This is a genomic window from Maritimibacter alkaliphilus HTCC2654, from assembly GCF_000152805.1.
GTDB lineage: Bacteria > Pseudomonadota > Alphaproteobacteria > Rhodobacterales > Rhodobacteraceae > Maritimibacter > Maritimibacter alkaliphilus.
In genome coordinates, this window is the sequence record NZ_CH902578.1 from 1,108,105 (window position 1) to 1,128,869 (window position 20,765).

Sequence of the window (20,765 nt, forward strand, 5' to 3'; positions counted from 1 at the left end):
CGGGGCGCGATTTTCGTTTCAGGGTCACGCGTCGGCCAGCCGCGACTGCGCGAAGGTCGCGAACCAGTCGAGTGCCGCCGGGTTCCGGGTCGCATCTTTCGACGCGACCTTTTCCGGGTTCTCGCCCAGAAGCATCCGGCGCACCGGAACCTCCATCTTCTTGCCCGTGAGCGTGGTCGGAATCTCCGGCACCTCGACGATTTCGTCCGGCACATGGCGCGGCGACCGTTCGCTGCGCAGGCGGCGCGCGATCTCGGCCTTCAAGGCATCGGAGAGGCTGCCGTTCGCCATCTGGACGAACAGCGGCATGTAATAGCCCCCATCCTTTTCCTCGATGCACACGATCAGGCTGTCCGCGATCTCGTCGAAGGTTTCCATCGTCCGGTAGATCTCGGCCGACCCGATGCGCACGCCGAAGCGGTTGAGCGTCGCGTCCGAGCGGCCAAGAACGTAAGAGCCGCCGCGTTCGTTGAACCGCACCCGGTCGCCGTGACGCCAGATGCCGGGATAGACGTCGAAATAGCTGTCGGTGTAGCGCGCGAACCCTACGTCGCCCCACAGAAAGAGCGGCATCGAGGGCATGGGCTGCCGGATGACCAGTTCGCCCACCTCGCCCACGACCGGCTGCCCCGCCTCGTCGAAGGCGACCGCATCGCACCCCAGCGCAGGGGCCTGAATCTCGCCGGCATAGGCCGGCAGCAGGCTCGACCCGCCGAGGATGCCGGAGCACACTTCGGTGCCGCCCGATTGCGAGGTGGCGTAAAGATCGCGTTTCACCGCCTCGTGCGTCCAGGCCAGAATCTCCGGTGTCGCGGGCGAGCCGGTCAGCAGGATGGTTTCCAGCGCGGACAGGTCGAACTCTTCCCCCGGACGAATGCCCGCCCCGCGCACCATCTGCATGAAAGTGGGCGACACGCCGAAGGTGGTGACGCCGGTTTCGGCCATGATGCGCCACATCAGCCGGGCGTCCGGATGGGCCGGATGCCCGTCGTAAAGAACCACTTTGCCGTCGAGCATCGGCCCGGCCATCAGGGTGTTCCACACCATCCAACCCGTCGTCGAATAGCAGAAATAGACCGAGTCCTTGTGCATATCGAGTTGGAAGGAAGCCTTTTTCAGGTGTTCGACGACGATGCCGTGGTGCCCGTGCGTGATCGGCTTCGGCAGCCCCGTCGTGCCGGAAGAGAACAGAACCCAAAGCGGATGATCGGACGGGACGCGGGTAAAGGCGAAATCCGCGCGCGCCACGTCCGGGCCGGTGAACAGTTCGGCCCAGTCCAGCGTCTCGCCCGCGAAGACGGGCCGCCCGGCGCCGGGCAGGTAGTCGAGCAGGACCAGCCGCTCGGCCGTCGGCAGGGCCGCGAGGATGCCCGCCAGTTCGCCCGAGCGGTCGTAATCCTTGCCGCCGTAGCGGTAGCCGGTCACCGCAAAGACCAGCTTGGGTTCGATCTGGCTGAACCTGTCGATCACGGTCTGAGCGCCGAACTCCGGCGCGGCCGAGGACCAGATGCCGCCGATGGCAGTGGTCGCCAGCATGGCGATGAAGGTCTCGGGTATGTTCGGCATATAAGCCACCACACGGTCGCCCGGCTCGATCCCCATCTCGCGCATCCGGGTCGCCAGTTTGCGCACTTGTCCCGCGACCTCGGCCCAGCTTATCGCAGCGATGTCCGGCCGCGTCTCGGCACAGTGCATCATCATCGGGCGCTCCGGGTCGCCCGAGGTTTCGTGGCGCAGGATGTTCTCGGCATAGTTCAGCCGGGTTCCGGTAAACCAGCGCGTGCGCGGCATCGGGTCGTCGGTCAGCACCTGCTCGATCTCGCCCTCGTGGATCACGTCGAAATAATCCCAGACCGCGCGCCAGAAGCCCGCCGGGTCTTCGACGGACCAGACCTGCAATTCCCGATATCCGGCGAGCGACACGTCGCGCTCGCCCGCGAGCCATGCAAGGAACCGGGTCAGCTCGGCCCGTGCCCGACGCTCCGGGCTGGCCGTCCAGAGTTCCTGTCCTTCGCTCACCGTACTCATGCCATCTGCTCCGTTAACGTGTCGGGGTCGACCTGTTCGATCATGGTGAGCACGATATGCACGCGCGCCGCAGGTTCAACCGCCTTGAACGCCGCGCGGTTATTCAGGCGTGTCGTCACCCCGATGGCGCGCGCCCTGCGTGGCCGCGATTTCATCGTCGATGATCCGTTTCCACGCGGCGATCCGGGCGTCGTCCACGTCCTGCGCATGGACGGCGATGGAAATGGCAAGATCGGGTTCCGCCGAGAACGCCTTGACCCCGCGCCCGAGCCCGTAGATCGACGAATAGGCCTGTCCCCGGCTTTCCGCAAAGCCCGTGCGCCGGGCGCGTTCCATCGCGTCGCGCACGCTGTCGGCGCTCAGGCTTTCGAAGGCGTCGAATTCCGGTGCGATGGCCGCGATCACCCGTTCGGCGGTCGCGTCCGGCAGCCCGGCGAGAAGCGCGGTGGCCCCCGCCCCGACGCCCAGATAGCGCCGCTGCCCCACTTCGACCGGGATCACGCGGATCACGGTGCGGCCCTCGGCCTTGTGGATGCACACCGCCTCGAACCCCGAGCGGCGCATCAGGTAGGTGGTCACGTTCGCGCGTTCGGCCACGCGGTCGACGCAGGCCGTCCACGGGGCGAGGCCCAGCACGCGGTCGCTGACGGCGAGGCCGAGTTCGTAGCTGAGCATCCCCACCTCGTAACGGCGGGTGTCGGCGTTGTAGGCGGCCAGCCCGGTGTCGGTGAGGCTTTTCAGGATGCGGTGCGTGGTCGAGCGGGGCAGACCCACGGCTTCGGAAATCGTGCGCAGGTTTTTGGGCGCGTCGCCAGACACATGCGCGATCTGCTTCAGGATCGCCGCCGCGCGCCGGATCGCCTGAGTTCCGTCCTGATTGCCGTCTTTCATGCCGTCACCCACACCATTGCCGTGCCTTTGCCGCGCGAAACCCGTGCGCTGCACGCCTGCTTTGCTCCACTAGTGACCCAGTGTTAACTTGGGCGCCCCGTCCCGCAAAGCACGTTTCCTGATTTTCCGGCGTGCATGGCTGCGGCGTCGGAATGGGCATCCGGTCCGGACTACCCCCGCGCAATCGCGATGTTGAGCAGCACCTGACGCTGTTCCTTCTCCGCGACACGGATCGCCCGTTCGAGCGCGGCGGGCAGATCGCGCCCGTCGGTGACCGTCTCGGTATAGGCCCGGCTCGCCTCGGCCACCTTGGCGAAATCGGGGCTGGGGCGCAACGAGGTCAGCGGCACCTCGTTCGCGGTCTTGCTTTCGCCCTCGGGGTAGAGCCCCTGAACCGAGTATCGCACCGCCGCCCATTCCTCGTTGTTGAGCACGAGCACGATCACCGGGACGTTCTGCGCCTCGGCCACGAAATGACAGGCGGTGGGGTTGGCGAACATGTAGCTACCGTCACCCACGGTCGCGACCACCAGCCGATCCGGGTCGGCCATCTTGGCCCCGATCGCAGCGGGCATCCCCCAGCCGAGGCCGCCGGAGAATGGTTCCTGAAAATAGCTGTCGGGCTGGTCGAGGTCGAGCGGCTGGAGCGGGCAGCCAAGCTCGTGAAACACGCTCGCGCGCCGACCCTTGAGCGCACGGCCCAGACACAGACTGACCCAGTCTTTCGTCATGGGCGCGCTCGCCCCCGCCTCGGCGCGGGCGATGACCGCCGTACGCGACGTTTCGCTCGCCGCCGTCACCTGCGCCCGCCGCGTGGCGATCCGGGTTTCGTCGCGCGGCTCGGCACCGACCGCCGGGATCAGTGCGGCAAGGGTCGCGCCAACGGGGCCGGCGAGCGTGATGTCCGCCGGGAAGTTGCGCACCGGCGTGCGCCCGAACAGCGGGTCGGGCGCGGCCTGAATGATCGTGGCATCGTCGCGCAACGTGACGCCATCGGGCATCCACGGCGCGAGGCAGTCCAGCGCCAGCACGACGTCCGCGTCGGCCAGCCACGGCGATGGGTCCGCCCCGACCTGCATCGGGTGGCCCATGGGAATGGCGATCTGGTTCGGCCAATAATGGACCAGCGGGATCGCGTGATCCTCGACGAACCGGGTCAGGGCGGCGAACCCATCGGCACCCCCCGCCCCGCGCTGCGCGATGATGACCGGGTTGTCCGCTTGGGCGAGCGCCCTCGCCGCCCGCGCGACCGCATCGCCATGGGGTGCGGTCGTCACCGGAGTCATGCGCGGCGGGGCCGAAATCCCCTCTGCCGGGCAAGGTTCGCACAGCACTTCACGCGGGAGGCTCAGGTAGACCGGCCCCTTCGGTCCGGAATTCGCGATCGCCCAGGCGCGATCCAGAAGCTCGGGCACCTGTTCGGGAAAGCGGATTTCGTATTGCCATTTGGTCGCCTCGCGGATCAGCGCCTCCTGATCGAACATCTCCTGCCCCCAGCCGATGGGAACCGTGCGCGCCCCGAACCGCCCCCGTTCGGTGGTCGGCGTGCGGCCCGACATGACGATCATCGGGATATGGTCGCACCACGCGTTGATGATCGCGGTCGCGCCGTTCGACAGGCCGACGTTCGTGTGCAGCATCACCGCCTGCGCGCGCCCCGACACCTGATAGAACCCGTGCGCCATCGACACGGCGGCATGTTCATGCGGGACCGTGACGGGCAGCGGCAGGTCCAACCCGCGCCGCTGCGCCTCGACAAGTCCTTCGATGATCGGCGGAAAATCGGTGCCGGCATTGGTGAACACGTGGCTGACGCCGAGTGCTTTCAGTTTGGTGAAAATCGCCCCACCTGCGGTGATCGGGCTATCCCCCGGCGTCTCGCCTTTCATGCGTCCTCCCTTTGCCTCGCCTGATGCGAGACCGCCGGCGCACTGTGATTTTGCACCGTGGGCGCGTCAAGGGATGGTCGCCCCGTGGATGCCGGGTGCTGTGACGGGTCCGGCGTTTCGGGCTGTTCGGCAGCGCGGGAGAGCCTATCGCCCCCTACAGCACGAAATCCCCTGCCGTTAGCGTGAGTAGCCCGGTGAGGTGGATTTCCGCATCCGCCACCGTGTCGCCGTCGGTGTCGAGCGCGACGATGGTGTCGCCGCCCGACTGGCTCAGCGTCAGCGTGCCGCCGAAGGTGAACGCCTGATCGCCGCCCGCGGTCGTGTCGGCGTCGATGGAGCGCAGGATGATGCGGTCCACCCCGGCCTCGAAATCGTCGATCCGGTCGGCGGCCGCGCCGGTCCCGGTGTCGCCCTCGCGGAAGACGAACCGGTCCGCGTCCGCCCCGCCGATCATGAAATCGCGCCCGCCGCCGCCGATCAGGACGTCGCGCCCCTCGGCCCCGTTCAGGAGCGTGTCGTCGCCGTCGCCGCCGATCAGCCGGTCGTTGCCCTCGAAGCCGAACAGGATGTCCGCGCCGCCGCGCCCGTTCAGGGTGTTGGCCCCGTTGTCGCCGCGCAGCGTGTCGGCGTGGTCCGAGCCCGTCAGGTGCTCGATGCCCGTCAGCGTGTCGCCCGTCGCGTCGCCGCCCGAGGCCGAGCCCGCCGCGAGGCTGATCGTCACCCCCGACCCCGACCCGGTGTAGAGCGCCGTGTCCTCGCCCGCGCCGCCATCGATGTCGTCGCCCCCCGCGCCGCCCGTGAGCCGGTCGTCGCCGTCGCCGCCGTCGAGGATGTCGTCGTCGGCGCCGCCCTCCAGCACGTCGCGCTCGTCGCCGCCGTAGATCTCGTCTTGACCCGCGTCGCCGCGCAGCTTGTCGCGCCCGCCAAGGCCCGTCAGCACGTCGTCGCCGCCGCGCCCGATGAGCAGGTTGGCGTTCGCGTCGCCGGTGAGCGTGTCGCCGTGGTCAGACCCCATCACCCGTTCGATGCCGGTGAGTGTGTCGCCCTGCGCATCGCCGCCCGTGCCGGTGCCTGCGCCGAGATCGACGGTCACGCCGGTGGCGGACTTCTTGTAGACCGCCAGATCCGCACCCCCGAGGCCGCCGTCGAGGTCATCCGAGCCAGCCCCGCCCTCGAGCCGGTCCGCGCCCTCGCCCCCGTCGAGGTCGTCGTCGCCGTCGTCACCGAACAGCCAGTCGCGGTCATCCCCGCCCTCGATCATGTCGCCGTCATCGCCACCCCGAACCCAGTCGCGCCCGGCCCCGCCCCTAAGCGTGTCCGAACCCGTGCCCCCCAGCACCCGGTCGTCGTCATCCCCACCATCGAGCGTGTCGTCCCCATCGCCCCCCTGAAGATCGTCCTCGCCGCCGAGGCCGTTCAGGATGTCGCCGAACGGGCTGCCCAAAAGCGTGTTCGGATCGGCCGATCCACTGCGGTCGACCGGCGACGAGGGGCCGCGACCGTAGACGATATACGCCTTGCCGGAACTGGCCGCGATGTCGTCGTTCAGGTTGGCGCCGATCATGATATCGGCAAGCCCGTCCCCGTTCACGTCACTGGCCGCCGCCGCCGCGATGCCGAAATTGTCGCCGCCGTATTCACCGTTCATCGCGAAACCAACGGCAGGAGAGAGATCGTCGAGATTGACCGTGCCGGGCCCGGTCGTCGACCCGTAGATCACATAAGCCGCGCCTGCGCCCACGGCGGAGTCGTCCTGACCATGTGCGGTGACGAGGACTTCGGAAAGCCCGTCGCCGTTCATGTCGCCCACGATCGCGATCGCCAGACCCGCATAGTCCTGCGTCGCCCCGCCATAGACGATGAACCCCTCGCTCGCGGTCAGGCTGCCCGCCGCGATGGTCGAAACGGGCGTGGAGCGACCATAGACGATGTAGGCCGCGCCCGAGAACGTGCCGTTCTCGTCGTTGTAGCGCGCGCCTACCACCACGTCGTCCAGCCCGTCGCCGTTCACGTCGCCTCCGCCCGCGACGTCGAAGCCGAACTGATCGCCGGAGAACTCACCATTGATCTTGAACCCGTCCGACGAGGAGAGGCTTCCAAGGTCGATGTCGGCCAGACCCGACGACTTGCCGAAGATGACGTAAGCCGCGCCGGAGTCATTCTGAGCGCCGTTCGCCCCGAGCGCGCCGATGATGATGTCGTCGATCCCGTCGCCGTTCACGTCGCCCGCATGGGCGACACCGTGGCCCGAGTAATCGATGGCGGCGTCGCCCGTAATCTCGATGAAGCTGCCGGGCGCGAGGCTTGCGACATCGGTGTTAGCGCGCGTGCCGGCCACACCGAAGACCACGTAGGTCTTGCCCTGGTTCGCGCCATCGGGACCGGGCAGGTTGGGCGAGGCGAACATCACATCGTCGATGCCGTCGCCGTTGAAGTCACCCGCCCCGGCGACGTCCGACGCGAAAGCGCCGGAAATGTCGTTGCCGTAGATCGCGAAACCGTCCGTCTGCGTTAGCGTATCGAGGTCGATGGTCCCGTGGCCCGAGGTCTTGCCGTAGATGACGTATCCCGCGCCCTCGGCGGACGAGGCACCGTCTTCGTCCCACAACCGCGCGCCGATCACGAAATCGTCGATGCCGTCGCCGTTCACGTCGCCCGCGCCCGTGGCCGAGGCGTAGTCGCCGAGGCGGTCGAAAGCCCCCTCGCCGATCAGCTTGAAGCCGTCGGTCGCCGTCAGCCCGTCGACGTCGATGTCACCCGAGAAGCCGCCCGCCTTGCCGAAGATGACATAGGCCGCGCCGTTCTGCGACAGGCCGTTGGTGGAGTAGGGTTCGGCCACGATGACGTCGTCGATCCCGTCGCCATTCACGTCTCCGATGCCCGACACCGCGCGCCCCAGATAGACCGAAGACGCAGCACCGCTGTTGAGGATGCTGACCCCGTAGGGCGGAGCAAGGCTGGACATGTCGACCTCGGACGCGAAGCCGGTCGCAGAGCCGCCGTAGATGACGTAGGCCTCGCCTGCATCCGTGCCGCCGTCTGCGCCCCAAAGCGCCCCGACGATCACATCGTCGAACCCGTCGCCGTTCACGTCGCCCGCGCCCGAGACGCCGTGTCCCGCGCCGTCCCCGGCCGCATCACCCTGAATGATGAAACCGTCCGCCGCCGTCAGGGTCGACAGGTCTATATGACTGATCCCGCTCGCCTTGCCGAAGACGACATACGCCTCGCCCGAGTGGACGCCACCGTCGTCCCCGGAGTAGGCGCCGACGATGACGTCGTCGATGCCGTCACCGTTCACATCACCTGCGGCAGACACGCTGTAGCCCGCGAAGTCGGTCGATGCGTCACCCTGAATGATGATTCCGACGGACGGGGACAGGCCCGTCAGGTCGATATGCGAAAAACCGCCCGACTTGCCGAAAATCACATAGGCTTCGCCCGCGTTGGGGCCACCGTCGTCGCCGAAGAAGGCGCCGACGATCACGTCGTCGTAGCCATCGCCGTTCACATCGCCTGCGCCCGAAACGCTGATACCGGCCTGATCGCCTGCGTTGTCCCCGTGGATCAGGAACCCGTCGGACAGGGACAGGCATGCGAGGTCGATATTCGCGATCCCGCTCGACTTGCCGAAAATCACATAGGCCTCGCCCGCGTTGATCCCGCCGATGTCGCCGTTCAACGCGCCGATCACGACGTCGTCGATGCCGTCGCCATTCACGTCGCCTGCGGAAGAGACGCTCCACCCCGCGGAGTCGGACGCTGCACGACCCTGAATGGCGAACCCGTCGGTCAGCGTCAGGGTCGACAGGTCGATGTTCGTGATCCCGCTCGACTTGCCGAAGATGACATAGGCCTCGCCTGCGTTGCTGCCTCCGTCGTCGCTCCCATAGGCGCCGACGATCACATCGTCGATCCCGTCACCGTTCACGTCGCCAGCCGCAGCAACGCTGTGACCGGCCTGATCGTTCGCCACGTCACCCTGAATGATGAACCCGTCGGTCAGGGTCAGGCTCGACAGGTCGATATTCGCGATCCCGCTCGACTTGCCGAAAATCACATAGGCCTCGCCCGCCTGCCCGCCGCCGTCGTCGCCGCCGGGAGCGCCGACGATCAGATCGTCGATGCCGTCGCCGTTGACGTCGCCCGCGCCGGACACGCTCTGCCCCGCATTGTCCCCGCCGGTGTCGCCCTGAATGATGAACCCATCGGTCAGGGTCAGGCTCGTCAGATCGATGTTTGCAAGCCCGTTCGCCTTACCGAAGATCACATAGGCTTCGCCTGAATTCCCGCCGCCATTGTCGCCGTAAGGGGCCCCGACGATCACGTCGTCATATCCGTCGCCGTTCACGTCACCTGCGTTGGACACGCTGTAGCCGGCTTGGTCTTCCGCCGCGTCGCCCTGAATGATGACGCCCTGCGCCGTGGTCAGAAAGGAAAGGTCGATAACACGTGCAGACATAATGAGGTCCCCCCGAACCAATACATTCTAAGCAATCCGAAACGCCGCGCGCGGTGGGCGGCACAATATCGAAAGTCGAAACTCACTTATTTCTAGGGGGAAAATCCGATCCGGCAACCCTGTTTCGGCCTGCCGAGGGTGCGGGCGGCGGTGCGCCGCGCCGCTCAGGTGCCTGTCCGGCCCGCGTCGCCCATGATCCGGGCCGCCGAAGTCAGGCCCTCGCTCGCCGCGATCTCGTCCGGTCCGGCGGGCAGGCGTTGCCGCCAGTTCGGGTATTCCGTTACGGTTCCGGGCAGGTTGGGCTGGGCCGACAGGCCGAGCACGTCCTCGACCTGCACCGACACCAGCCGGGACCGCGTGGCGGCCAGAACCGACCACATCGCCTCGGCGCTTTCCGGGGGCGCGTCACCCCGGAACTGGCCCGACAGCCAGTCGAACCCCGACACTTCGCGCCCACGCCAGTCGAACATGCCCTGCGCGTGCTCGGGCGGGGTCAGGCCAATGTCGCGCCGCACCGAAATCTCGCGCCCTTCGCGCCAGCCCTTCCACGTCGGCAGGTCGTGGGTCGTAAAGCTCGCGATAACCGATTCATCATAGTTCTCGGGCCGTTTGAACACCGGAGGATCTTCGCGATGTTCGAAACAGGCAAGGCGACAGCCTAGAATGCCGCTGTCTTGCAATGCCTGTTGCAGCCCGTCCGGGATGACGCCAAGGTCTTCGCCCACGATCACCGCCCCGGCCCGCGCGGCCTCGATCCGGGCGACGGCGAGCATCGCGTCGCGGGGCATCTGAACATAGGCCCCCGGAAGGCCATCCGGCACCAGATAGGCACGCTCGAACCCGAGGATGTGGTCGATCCTGAGCGCACCCGCGAACCGCAATTGCTGGCGCAGGGTGGCGGCAAGCGCCTCGAACCCGGTGTCGATCAGCTTCACGGGGTTGAAAGGCGCCAGTTGCCAGTTCTGGCCCTGCGGCGCGAAGGCGTCGGGCGGTGCGCCAAGGCTGGCCCCGAAGGCGAAGGTGTCCCGGTCCTCCCACGTTTCGGCCCCGTGAGGATGCGTGCCAACAGCTAGGTCGAGGTAGAGGCCCAGCGCCATGCCCGCGCCCGCCGCCCGGTCACGCGCGGCACCCAGCGCGGTCTCGGCCTGAAACTGAAGCCAAGCGTGGAAATCGACGCGATCCGCCATCTCGCGCGCGGCCTGCGCGACCTTGGGATCGTCCGGGGTCTGATAGGCCACCGGCCACGTATCCCAATAGGCGCCGAAGCGTTCGGACAGCGCCTGATACGTCGCGAAACGGTCAAGCCCGGCGCCCTGTTCGGCCCGCCACGCCGCAAATGCCGGATCGTCGCCCTCGGCCGCGAACCGGACTTCGAGCGCAGCCATGCGCGCCGGGGTTTCGGCCCCGAAATCGATCAGATCGCCCCCCGGCGCCCCGTCGGTGTCGAGGTAGACCGAGGCGAAGCGGCGGCGGTGCGACGGTGTATAGGGGCTGAACGCGCCCGGATCGGCGGGGAAGCCCGCGTGGATCGGGTTGATCCCGAGAAAGGAGGCCCCCTGCCGGGCGGCCCCTTCGGCCATGCGGGCAAGGTCGCCGTAGCCCCCGATCCCGCCGACGGTCGCGGGCCTGAGCCCGGCCAGCGGGACCATCAGGCCCCAACTGCGCGCCGGAAGCGGAAGCCGCGCGGGCGCGACGAGCAGCCAGCAAACCGCGCCGCCCGCCGCCAGCCGATGCCGTCCAAGTGGCAATGGCGGCAACGGCCCCTGCCCCTCACCCTCGGTGCCGTCCTCGTAGGCGATGGACCACGGGGGCGCTGTCAGCTCGGGGGCGTCGCCCGGCTCGCAGATATGCCAGCGCGGCAAGGCGCGCTCCGGCTCCGGCGGGTCGGTTTCGCTCAGGCCCAGCGCGGCCAGCAAAGCCGCCTTGGTCTCCGCCGACGTTTCGCGCCAGACCCCGAACAGGTCGCGGTATTCGCTCAGGATGCCCGCCCGCGCGGCGCGGTCGTCGAGCGTGCTCATATCCGCTCCATGCACAGCGCGGCCACGGCGGTCTCGGCCAGATCGTAAGCGCCGGACACCGCCTTGGGTTCGGCCAGCGGCTGCGCAGTGTCGATGTGGCGCACCCAATGGAAGCCGCCCGGGCAGGCGGGCAGTTGCAGCGCGACCGCATCGCCCGCGTTGAAGGCAAGGTAGATCGCATCCTCGCGCTGCGCGTAGGACGGCGTGCCGGAGGCGATACGCAACTCGGCGCACAGCGTCTGGTTGTGACCGTTGGTCCAGTCGGAGCGTGTCATTTCCTGCCCGTCCGGACGCCACCAGAACAGGTCGATCACCCCGTCGACCTTGCGCGGCACCGAGTGCAGGAACCGTTTCTGGCGCAGGATCGGGTGGCGCTTGCGGAACCCGATGAGGCGCGCGGTGAAGGCGCGAAACGCCTCGTCCGCGCGTGCCCAGTCGATCCACGTCACGTCGTTGTCCTGCGCGTAGGCGTTGTTGTTGCCGTTCTGGCTGTGCCCGATCTCGTCACCGCCAAGGATCATCGGCGTGCCCTGCGACAGAAGCAGCGTCGCCATCATGTTGCGCCGCCTCAGCGCCCGCGCCGCGAGGATCTGCTTGTCCTTGGTCGGTCCTTCGATCCCCATGTTGTCGGAATGGTTCTCGCCATGCCCGTCGCGGTTGTCTTCCCCGTTGGCCTCGTTGTGCTTTTCGGCGTAGCTCACCACGTCCGTCAGCGTGAAGCCGTCATGCGCGGTCAGCAGGTTGACCGAGGACGTGGCGGCCCGACCGGAATGGTCGAACTGGCCCGCCGACCCGGTGATCTTGTCCGCAAGCACCGGCACGTGCCCCAGATCGCCGCGCCAGAACCGGCGCACGCCGTCGCGATATTGGTCGTTCCATTCGGCGAAGGGCGGCGGATAGGCGCCAAGCTGATAGCCCCCCGGCCCGATGTCCCACGGCTCGGCGATCAGCTTTTTCGTGGCGAGCAACGGGTCTTGTCTGAGCGCCTTGAAGAACGCGGCGTTCCGGTCGAACCCCTCCGCCGTGCGCCCGAGTGTCGAGCACAGGTCGAACCGGAACCCGTCCACCCCCATGGTGCCCGCCCAATAGCGCAAGCTGTCCAGCACCATGCGCAGAACCATGGGATGTTCGAGGTTGAGCGTGTTTCCGGTGCCGGTGTCGTTCACATACTGGCTCGGGTCTTCAGCGAGGCGATAGTAGCTCGCGTTGTCGAGCCCGCGGAAACCGAGCGTCGGCCCAAGTTCGTCGCCCTCGCCGGTGTGGTTGTAGACCACGTCGAGGATGACCTCGATCCCGGCGGCGTGGAAGCACGCGACCATCTGTTGAAACTCGTCGATCCGGCCTGTGGACAGGTAACGCGGCGCGGGGGCGAAGAAGCCGACGGTCTGATAGCCCCAGTAGTTCACCAGCCCCTTTTCGACGAGGAACCGGTCGTTGAGAAAGGCCTGGACCGGCAGAAGCTCCACCGCCGTCACGCCCAGCTTCACCAGATGGTCGAGCGCGGGGGCCGAGGCCATGGCGGCAAAGCTCCCCGGCGCATCCACCCCCGGCATGAGCTGCGTGAACCCTTTGACATGCGCCTCGTAGATCACCGTCTGATCGAGCGGCGTGGCGGGCGCATGGCCCCCGCCCCAGTCGAAGGTCGGGTCGGCGACGATGCTTTTGGCGGCGAACGGCGCACTGTCACGGTCGTCGGGTGCCTCGGCCCCGCCGAACAGCGCGTCGTTCCAGTCGGGCTGGCCTGTCAATTGGCGCGCGTAAGGGTCGATCAGCAGTTTCGCGGGGTTGAACCGATGCCCGGCTTTCGGGTCGAACGGACCCTCGGCCCGAAAGCCGTAGAGCTGGCCCACCCCGATGCCCGGCACATGGACGTGCCAGACGTCGCCGTCACGCTCCGGCAGCGCGATCCGTGTCTCGCGCTCGTCCGCGTCGAACAGGCACAGATGCATCGCCTCGGCATTCTCGGAAAACACCGAGAAGCTGACGCCATCCCCCACGACATGCGCGCCAAGCCGGGTCGGGTCCCCGGCATACACCTGTCTGTCGCTCATCCGGCCTTGACCATCCCCGCATAGAGCGCCGCGTATTTGGCGGCGGAATGGCCCCAGTCGACCGGGGCGGCCATCGCGTTTTTCATCATCTGCGTCCAGGTCGGTTGATCGTGATACAGATTGACCAGTTTCATCAGCGCCTGCGCAAGGGCCTGCGCGGTGACGGGGTTGAATTGAATGCCCGTGGCGGCCCCCGCTGCCAATCCGGCAGGCGATGCGTTTATGACGGTATCGGCCAGACCACCCGTAAGGGCCACGACAGGCAGCGTGCCGTGGTGCAGACCGTAAAGCTGCGTCAGCCCGCAGGGTTCGAATCGCGACGGGACGAGGATCGCATCACCGCCGACGATCATCCGGTGGGCGAGGTCTTCGTCATACCCGATGGTCACCGCCACGCCCGGATGCTGTGCGGCGAAGTCACGGTAAGCGGCCTCGAGCCCCGGCTCGCCGGTGCCGAGCAAGACCAGTTGCCCGCCGTTGTCCAGAAGCGCGGGCAGCGCCATCAGCAGAAGGTCCAGACCCTTTTGTTCGGTCAGGCGCGAGACGACGACGCAGACCGGGCCATCCCAATCGGGCAGGTCGAATTCGCGCCGAAGCGCGGCCCGGTGCTTGGCCTTGCCCGAGGGCTTGGTGAAGGGCGGGCTCCACGCCTCGCCGTCGATCCCGTTCAGGATGCCCACGACGTCGGCCTGCCGTGCCTGCAACAGCCCATCCATCCCGACACCATAGTCCGGCGTCATGATCTCGGCGGCATAGGTGGGGGAAACGGTGGTGATCTTGTCGGCGTAGACCAGCCCGGCCTTCAGCGCCGAGATATCGCCCCAGAATTCGTACCCGTCCTGCGTGAACTCGCCCGGTGGCAAGCCAAGGGTGCCTACCATGTCGCCCGGTGCCATGCCCTGAAACGCGATGTTATGGATCGTGATGACGCTGGCCACCCGGTCGCCTGCCCCCTTTTCGCGCAGGTAAAGCGGCGCGAGGCCTGCTTGCCAATCGTGACAATGGATCACGTCGGGCGACCACCCTTTGATCCCCTCCGCCGCCACCCGCGCGCCCGCGAGCGACAGGGCCGCGAAGCGTTGCGGATTGTCGGGCCAGTCGGCGCCGGTGGCGTCGTTGTAAGGCCCGCCCTCCCGGTCGAAAAGGTGCGGCGCGTCGAGCGTGTAAAGCACCCCGTCACCCAGCTTGCCCGCCCGCAGGCTGGCCGGGCCGCCGAACAGATCGTCCCACGTCATCACCGCCTTGGCCTTGCCCAGCGCGGCCATCACCTTGGGATAACCCGGCACCAGAACGCGCATTTCGACGCCCTGCCCGGCAAGCGCGGCAGGCAGCGCACCGACAACGTCCGCCAGCCCGCCGGTTTTCATCAGCGGCACACATTCCGAGGCGACCGAGAGCACCTTCGTCATAGGCTCGCCGCCCGCCTGTCCAGCATGTCCTGCGTGATGAGCGTGACGCCGCCGGGGGTCACGCGGAACCACTTGGCATCCTCCTCCGGGTCTTCGCCCACCACCAGCCCCTCGGGGATATGGACGCCCCGGTTCACCACCACATCGGTCAGCCGCGCATGGCGCGAGACATAGACACGCGGGAGCGCCACGACCCGTTCGAGCGAGGAATAGGAATTGGTGTGGCACTGGGTGAAAAGGAGGGACTCACGAATTTCGGTGCCTGACACGATGCAGCCCCCCGCGATCATGGAACTCACCGCCGAGCCGCGCCGATCCTTTTCGTCATGGATGAACTTGGCGGGCGGGGTCAGCTCGGAATAGGTCCAGATCGGCCAGTCGGTGTCCCACAGGTCAAGCTCGGGGTCGAAAGTCGTGAGGTCGATGTTCGCCCGCCAGAACGCGTCCACCGTGCCCACGTCGCGCCAATAGGCTGGGGCGCCCGGTGCGCGCACGCAGCTGTCACCGAAGCGGTGCGCCTGCGCGTGGCCGGTTCGCACGATGTCGGGGATCATGTCGTTGCCGAAATCGTGGCTCGACCCTTCGTCCTCGATATCGGCCAGCAGGCGTTCGCGCAGGTATTTCCAACTGAACACGTAGATGCCCATGCTGACGAGCGTGTGGTCGGGGTCGCCCGGCAGCCCCGGCGGGTCGGCGGGCTTTTCGAGGAACGACGTGATCCGGTCGCCCTCGTCCACCGCCATGCAGCCGAACGCGCTCGCCTCGTGCCGGTCGACGGTGAGGCATCCCACGGTCACCTCGGCCCCGGTTTCGACGTGCTGCCGGATCATCACCTCGTAGTCCATCTTGTAGATGTGGTCGCCCGCAAGGATCACGATGTAGTCCACGTCATAGCTATCGATGATGTCGATGTTCTGCGCGACCGCATCCACCGTGCCGCGATACCACGTCTGCTCGTTATAGCGCTGCGAGGCGGGCAGAATATCGAGAAACTCGTTCCGCTCGGCGCGAAAGAAGTTCCAGCCGCGCTGACAATGGCGGATCAGCGAATGTGCCTTGTATTGCGTGGCGAGCGCGATCTTGCGGATGCCGGAGTTCAGCGCGTTCGACAGCGCGAAGTCGATGATCCGGCTCTTGCCGCCGAAATAGACCGCCGGTTTCACCCGGCTCGACGTCAGTTCATGCAGGCGCGAGCCGCGCCCCCCGGCAAGGACGAAGGCCATGCTTCGCGCGGCCAGTCTCTGGTTCCTGTTCGGCATTGGCTTTCCTCTCCTCCCTAATGGCGGCCGGGCCGCCGTTACCCCTCGTGCACGAGATAGACCGCCGACAGCGGCGGCACGGTCAGTTCCGCGATGGCCGGCAATCCGTGGCTGGCGCCCTCGGTCGCGGTGACGCCGCCAAGGTTGCCCCGGTTGCCCCCGCCGTAGATCGCCGCATCGGTGTTCAGCGCCTCGCGCCAGAGGCCGGTATGGGGCAAACCGATGCGATAGCCCGTCTGTTCCTGCGGCGTGAAATTACAGATCACCGCGACGGGCGGATCGCCCGCCTCGCCCCGCCGGATCCACGAAAACACCGAATTGCGCGTGTCCCCGCCTTCGATCCACTGGAACCCCTCGGGGTCGGCGTCGCGGGCGTAAAGCGCGGGGGTGGAGGTGTAGAGCCGGTTGAGGTCACGAACCAGCGCCTGCATCCCGGCGTGGTTGTCATCGCCCAGACAGGCCCAATCGACCTCGCCGTCATGGTTCCACTCGGCCCATTGCGCGATCTCCTGACCCATGAACAAAAGCTTCTTGCCGGGGTGGCCCCACATAAAGCCGTAGTAGGCGCGCAGGTTCGCGAACTTCTCCCAGCCGGTCCCCGGCATCTTGCCGATCATCGAGCCTTTGCCGTGCACCACCTCATCATGGCTGATCGGCAGAATGAAATTTTCGGAAAAGGCGTAATTCAGGCCAAAGGTCATCTGGTGGTGATGATGGGCGCGGTAGATCGGGTCTTTGCGGATGTATTCGAGCGTGTCGTTCATCCAGCCCATATTCCACTTGAACCCGAACCCCAGCCCGCCCGCATCGACCGGGGCCGACACGCCCGGATAGGCCGTGCTTTCCTCGGCCACCGTCATGATGCCCGCGTCGTGGCCATAGGTCGCCGTGTTCATCCGGCGCAGCATGTCGATGGCTTCGTAATTCTCGCGCCCCCCATCCTTGTTCGGCACCCATTCGCCCTGCGGGCGCGAGTAATCGCGGTAGAGCATCGAGGCGACGGCATCCACGCGCAGACCGTCAGCGTGGTATTCCTCCAACCAATACAAGGCGTTGGCGATCAGGTAGTTCGACACCTCGCGCCGCCCGTAGTTGTAGATGAGCGTGTTCCAGTCGTGGTGGAACCCCTCTTTCGGGTCGGCGTGTTCATAAAGCGGCGTGCCGTCGAAGCGGCCCAACCCATGCGCGTCGGTCGGGAAATGGCCCGGCACCCAATCAAGCAGAACGCCGATCCCGGCCCGGTGCGCGGCATTCACCAGATCGCGAAATTCGTGCGGCAGGCCGCAGCGGATCGTCGGCGCGAACAGTCCGATGGGCTGATAGCCCCAAGAGCCGTCGAAGGGATATTCGGACACTGGCATCAGCTCGATATGGGTGAAACCCATGTCCTTGACGTAAGCCACCAGCTCGTCCGCCGCCTCGACGTAGGAAATCGGGCGCCCCCCGTCCTTTCGGCGCCATGACGGCAGATGCACCTCGTAGATCGAGATCGGGGCGCGGCGGTCGTGGCGTTCGGGGCGGGTGTGCATCCACAGATCGTCGGACCAGCCGTAGCCAGAGATGTCGCGCACGACGCTGGCGTTCGCAGGCGGATGTTCCGAGCCGAAGCCGACCGGATCGGCTTTGCGCGGCTGGGTGCTGCCGTCGGCGCCCTTGATGTCGTAGCGGTAGAGCGCGCCGTCGCCCAAACCCGGCACGAAAATCTCCCACACCCCGGTTCCGCCACGCCTTCGCATCGGCGTGCGGCGCTCGTCCCAAAGGTTGAAGTCACCGACCAGAGACACCCGCCGCGCGTTCGGCGCCCAGACCGCGAAATGCGTGCCTCGGGTGCCCTCATGCTCGGTGACGTGGGCGCCCAGCGCCTCCCACAGCCTGAGGTGATTGCCCTCGCCCAAGAGGTATTCGTCGATCTCGCCCAGCACGGGGCCGAAGCGGTAGGGGTCGTCCCAGTCCCACGCGGCCTCATCCGTTTCGCCGCGCAAGGTATAGGGATCGGTCCCGGCCACCGGCCCACGGAACAGGCCCGGCGCGCCTTCTACCGGGTCCAGTGGAAAGATCTGGTCACCGACCAGCGCCGACACCCGCGCCGCACCGGGATCGAACGCCGTCACGACGCGACCGTCCCCGGCTTCGTGTGGCCCGAGCACCGAAAAGGGGTCGTCGTGATCGGCGTCGAGCAGACGCTGCACGTCGGTCGGGGATGTCATGTTAGCGCCCATAGTCCGACCCTAACCGCTTCGCCGCATGGATCAATGACCCCGGTCAAATTCCGCTCACAACAGGCTTTCCGCGTTCCAGATGTCGGCCATGTAGCCCCGGATCGTCCGGTCGGACGAGAACCAGCCGGAGCGCGCGGTGTTGAGCGCCGCCATCCGGTCCCACGCCTTGTCGTCCCGGAACACGACGTCCACCTCGCGCTGCGCACGCCAGTAGTCGGTGAAATCCGAACAGACGAGGAAATAATCCGGCCCTTCGAGGTTCTCGGTGATGCCGCGATAGCGGTCCGTTTCACCCGGCGAGAACCGCCCGTCGCGGATCAGGTCGAGTGCGCCTTTGAGCCGGTCGTCCGCCGCGATGGCCAAGCCCGCGTGCCCTTCGACGCGCCGCCGATCCTCGACCTCCTGTGCCGTCATCCCGAAGAGGAAAAAGTTGTCCGCCCCCACCCGTTCGCGGATTTCCACGTTCGCCCCGTCGAGCGTGCCGATGGTGGGCGCGCCGTTCAGCGCCAGCTTCATGTTGCCCGTCCCCGATGCCTCTTTCCCCGCCGTCGAGACCTGTTCGGACAGGTCCGCCGCCGGGATCATGCGTTCTGCGAGCGAGACGTTGTAGTTCGGCAGGAACGCAATCCTCAGCATCCCTTGGGTCAAAGGGTCGTTGTTGATGACGCTGGCCGCGTCGTTGATGAGCCGAATGATGTCCTTGGCGAAGAAATACCCCGGCGCGGCCTTGCCCCCGAAAAGCTTGAGGCGCGGGGTCCAGTCCGCGTTCGGATTCTCGCGCATCTCCTGCCAGAGCGCGATGGTTTCGAGAATATTCAGGTGCTGGCGCTTGTATTCGTGGATGCGCTTGATCTGCACGTCGAAGAGCGCGTCCGGGTCGGCGTGCATCCCGTAGGTGTCCCGCATCCAGTTCGACAGCCACACCTTGTTGTCGCGCTTCACGGCGTCGAAGTGTTCCAGCCACCCAGCATCGTCGATGAACGGCTCCAGCTTCGAAAGCTGCTCCAGATCGTCGACCCAATCCTCGCCGATGCTCTCGGTGATGAGGCCTGCAAGGCCGGGGTTGCAGGACAGAAGCCAGCGGCGCGGCGTGACCCCGTTGGTCTGGTTCACGATCCGGTCCGGGTGCAGGCCGTGAAGCTCGGAAAACACGGTGGTCTTCATCAGGTCGGTGTGCAGCGCCGACACCCCGTTGACCTTGTGCGCCATGACGAAGGAGAGCTGCCCCATTTTGACCGACTGGTCGGCGCGCATGGATTGGGTGCGGCTGGGGTTGCGGCCAGCGTGCGTGGCGTCGATCCGGTCGATGATGCCGATGTGGCGCGGCAGGAGGCGGCCGAAAAGCTGCTCGCCCCACGCCTCCAGCGCCTCGGGCAGCAGCGTGTGGTTGGTGTAGGACAGGCAGCCTTGGGCGATCTCCATCGCCTCGTCGAAGTCGAACCCTTTCTCGTCCACCAAAATGCGGATCAGTTCCGGCCCGGCGATGGCCGGATGCGTGTCGTTCAACTGGATCGCGACCTTTTCGGGAAGCTTGCGCAGATCGTCGAACTGGTTGGAGAACCGGCGCAGGATGTCGCGCAGGGCCGAGGCGGTCAGGAAATACTCCTGCTTCAGCCGCAACTCGCGCCCCTGCTCGGTGGTGTCGTCGGGATAGAGCACGCGGGAGATCGTGCGGGCCAGCGCCTCGGGCGCGGCGGCGCGGGTGAAATCGCCGTGGTTGAACGCCTCAAGGTCGAAGGGGTGGATCGCGCGGCCCGACCACAGGCGCAGGGTGTTGGCCCAGCGGCCTTTCCAGCCGACGGTGGGCGTGTCGAAGGCCTCGGCCTCGACCTCTTCGCCCGGATGCCAGCGGTAGTGGCCATCGCGCACGTCGACATGGCCGCCGAAGCCGATGCGATAGCGCACCTCGGGCCGCTCGAATTCCCACGCGTGACGCTGGCCGAGCCACAGTTCCGGCTGTTCGATCTGCCGCCCGTCCACGAAGCTCTGGCGAAACAGGCCATGCTCATACCGAATGCCATAGCCATGCGCCGGGCAGCCGATGGTCGACAGGCTCTCCATGAAACAGGCCGCGAGCCGCCCCAGACCGCCGTTGCCCAGCGCCGCGTCGGGCTCGTCGGCCAGAACAGTGTCGTAGTCGTAGCCGAACTCCGCCAGAACCTCGCGCGCCTCGTCGACAAGCTCGAGGTTGACCAGACCGTCCTCCAACAACCGCCCGATCAGGTATTCCATCGACAGGTAATAAACCCGCTTGGCCCCGGTCTCGTAGGTGCGCTTGGTGGATTTGAACCACGCGTCCACGATCCGGTCGCGCACGCCAAGGCTCAACGCCATGCGCCAGTCCTCAAGAATGGCGTGATCCGGATCCTTGCCGAAGGAATAGGTGAGGTGACGCAGGATGGACTCGCGGAAGGAAGGGGTCGTCATGGGGGGCCTCGGAAAACGTGACGTGACTCGGGACAGAACGCTGCCCTCTGTCGATTAGGAAAGCCTTGCTGACGTGAATGGCAAGCGGAACGCGACATCCGGCGCAAGATCG

General features: G+C 66.8%; 11 protein-coding genes. All 11 read right to left on the bottom strand.

The genetic code is table 11. The features are described 5' to 3' along the window. Positions 1-24: 24 nt before the first annotated feature. Positions 25-2,028: an acetoacetate--CoA ligase gene (locus RB2654_RS06630; protein ID WP_008329860.1), complete on the bottom strand. Its 2,004-nt coding sequence runs from the start codon at positions 2,026-2,028 to the stop codon at positions 25-27. Beyond that, a complete protein-coding gene (locus RB2654_RS24015; RefSeq protein WP_281292262.1) occupies positions 2,025-2,147 on the bottom strand; it encodes a hypothetical protein in 123 nt (40 codons plus the stop codon). The genes RB2654_RS06630 and RB2654_RS24015 overlap by 4 nt, the downstream gene beginning before the upstream one ends. Beyond that, entirely contained in the window at positions 2,128-2,919 is a 792-nt protein-coding gene (locus RB2654_RS06635) for an IclR family transcriptional regulator (protein WP_008329862.1), read from the bottom strand. The genes RB2654_RS24015 and RB2654_RS06635 overlap by 20 nt, the downstream gene beginning before the upstream one ends. Before the next feature lie 170 nt (positions 2,920-3,089). Continuing rightward, the gene (locus tag RB2654_RS06640; RefSeq protein WP_008329863.1) at positions 3,090-4,808 is read right to left on the bottom strand and encodes a thiamine pyrophosphate-requiring protein; all 1,719 of its coding nucleotides are present in this window, start codon (positions 4,806-4,808) and stop codon (positions 3,090-3,092) included. Positions 4,809-4,962: 154 nt separating this feature from the next. Further along, positions 4,963-9,270: a beta strand repeat-containing protein gene (locus tag RB2654_RS22310; RefSeq protein WP_008329865.1), complete on the bottom strand. Its 4,308-nt coding sequence runs from the start codon at positions 9,268-9,270 to the stop codon at positions 4,963-4,965. A gap of 164 nt (positions 9,271-9,434) precedes the next feature. Then, positions 9,435-11,288 (bottom strand): 4-alpha-glucanotransferase, encoded by a 1,854-nt coding sequence (malQ, locus tag RB2654_RS06655; RefSeq protein ID WP_008329867.1) that lies wholly within the window; start codon positions 11,286-11,288, stop codon positions 9,435-9,437. Next, positions 11,285-13,339: a glycogen debranching protein GlgX gene (glgX, locus tag RB2654_RS06660; RefSeq protein ID WP_008329869.1), complete on the bottom strand. Its 2,055-nt coding sequence runs from the start codon at positions 13,337-13,339 to the stop codon at positions 11,285-11,287. Before glgX ends, malQ begins: the two co-directional genes overlap by 4 nt. Then, on the bottom strand, positions 13,336-14,748 hold the full coding sequence (gene glgA, locus RB2654_RS06665) for a glycogen synthase GlgA (RefSeq protein WP_008329872.1): 1,413 nt from the start codon (positions 14,746-14,748) through the stop codon (positions 13,336-13,338). Before glgA ends, glgX begins: the two co-directional genes overlap by 4 nt. Then, positions 14,745-16,007 carry a glucose-1-phosphate adenylyltransferase gene (gene glgC, locus RB2654_RS06670; RefSeq protein ID WP_040884513.1) on the bottom strand — a complete coding sequence of 421 codons (1,263 nt, stop codon included), beginning with the start codon at positions 16,005-16,007 and terminating at the stop codon, positions 14,745-14,747. The genes glgA and glgC overlap by 4 nt, the downstream gene beginning before the upstream one ends. A gap of 38 nt (positions 16,008-16,045) precedes the next feature. Further along, entirely contained in the window at positions 16,046-18,214 is a 2,169-nt protein-coding gene (gene glgB, locus RB2654_RS06675) for a 1,4-alpha-glucan branching protein GlgB (protein ID WP_148912675.1), read from the bottom strand. 66 nt (positions 18,215-18,280) lie between these two features. After that, the gene (locus tag RB2654_RS06680) at positions 18,281-20,653 is read right to left on the bottom strand and encodes a glycogen/starch/alpha-glucan phosphorylase (protein WP_008329875.1); all 2,373 of its coding nucleotides are present in this window, start codon (positions 20,651-20,653) and stop codon (positions 18,281-18,283) included. Positions 20,654-20,765 lie beyond the last annotated feature (112 nt).

Excerpts from the sequence above, each read along its gene's own strand:
- RB2654_RS06680 (WP_008329875.1), bottom strand. The coding sequence starts at position 20,653 with ATGACGACCCCTTCCTTCCGCGAGTCCATCCTGCGTCACCTCACCTAT.
- RB2654_RS06635 (WP_008329862.1), bottom strand. The coding sequence starts at position 2,919 with ATGAAAGACGGCAATCAGGACGGAACTCAGGCGATCCGGCGCGCGGCG.
- glgB (WP_148912675.1), bottom strand. The coding sequence starts at position 18,214 with ATGACATCCCCGACCGACGTGCAGCGTCTGCTCGACGCCGATCACGAC.
- RB2654_RS06640 (WP_008329863.1), bottom strand. The coding sequence starts at position 4,808 with ATGAAAGGCGAGACGCCGGGGGATAGCCCGATCACCGCAGGTGGGGCG.
- glgA (WP_008329872.1), bottom strand. The coding sequence starts at position 14,748 with ATGACGAAGGTGCTCTCGGTCGCCTCGGAATGTGTGCCGCTGATGAAA.
- glgC (WP_040884513.1), bottom strand. The coding sequence starts at position 16,007 with ATGCCGAACAGGAACCAGAGACTGGCCGCGCGAAGCATGGCCTTCGTC.
- malQ (WP_008329867.1), bottom strand. The coding sequence starts at position 11,288 with ATGAGCACGCTCGACGACCGCGCCGCGCGGGCGGGCATCCTGAGCGAA.
- RB2654_RS22310 (WP_008329865.1), bottom strand. The coding sequence starts at position 9,270 with ATGTCTGCACGTGTTATCGACCTTTCCTTTCTGACCACGGCGCAGGGC.
- glgX (WP_008329869.1), bottom strand. The coding sequence starts at position 13,339 with ATGAGCGACAGACAGGTGTATGCCGGGGACCCGACCCGGCTTGGCGCG.
- RB2654_RS06630 (WP_008329860.1), bottom strand. The coding sequence starts at position 2,028 with ATGAGTACGGTGAGCGAAGGACAGGAACTCTGGACGGCCAGCCCGGAG.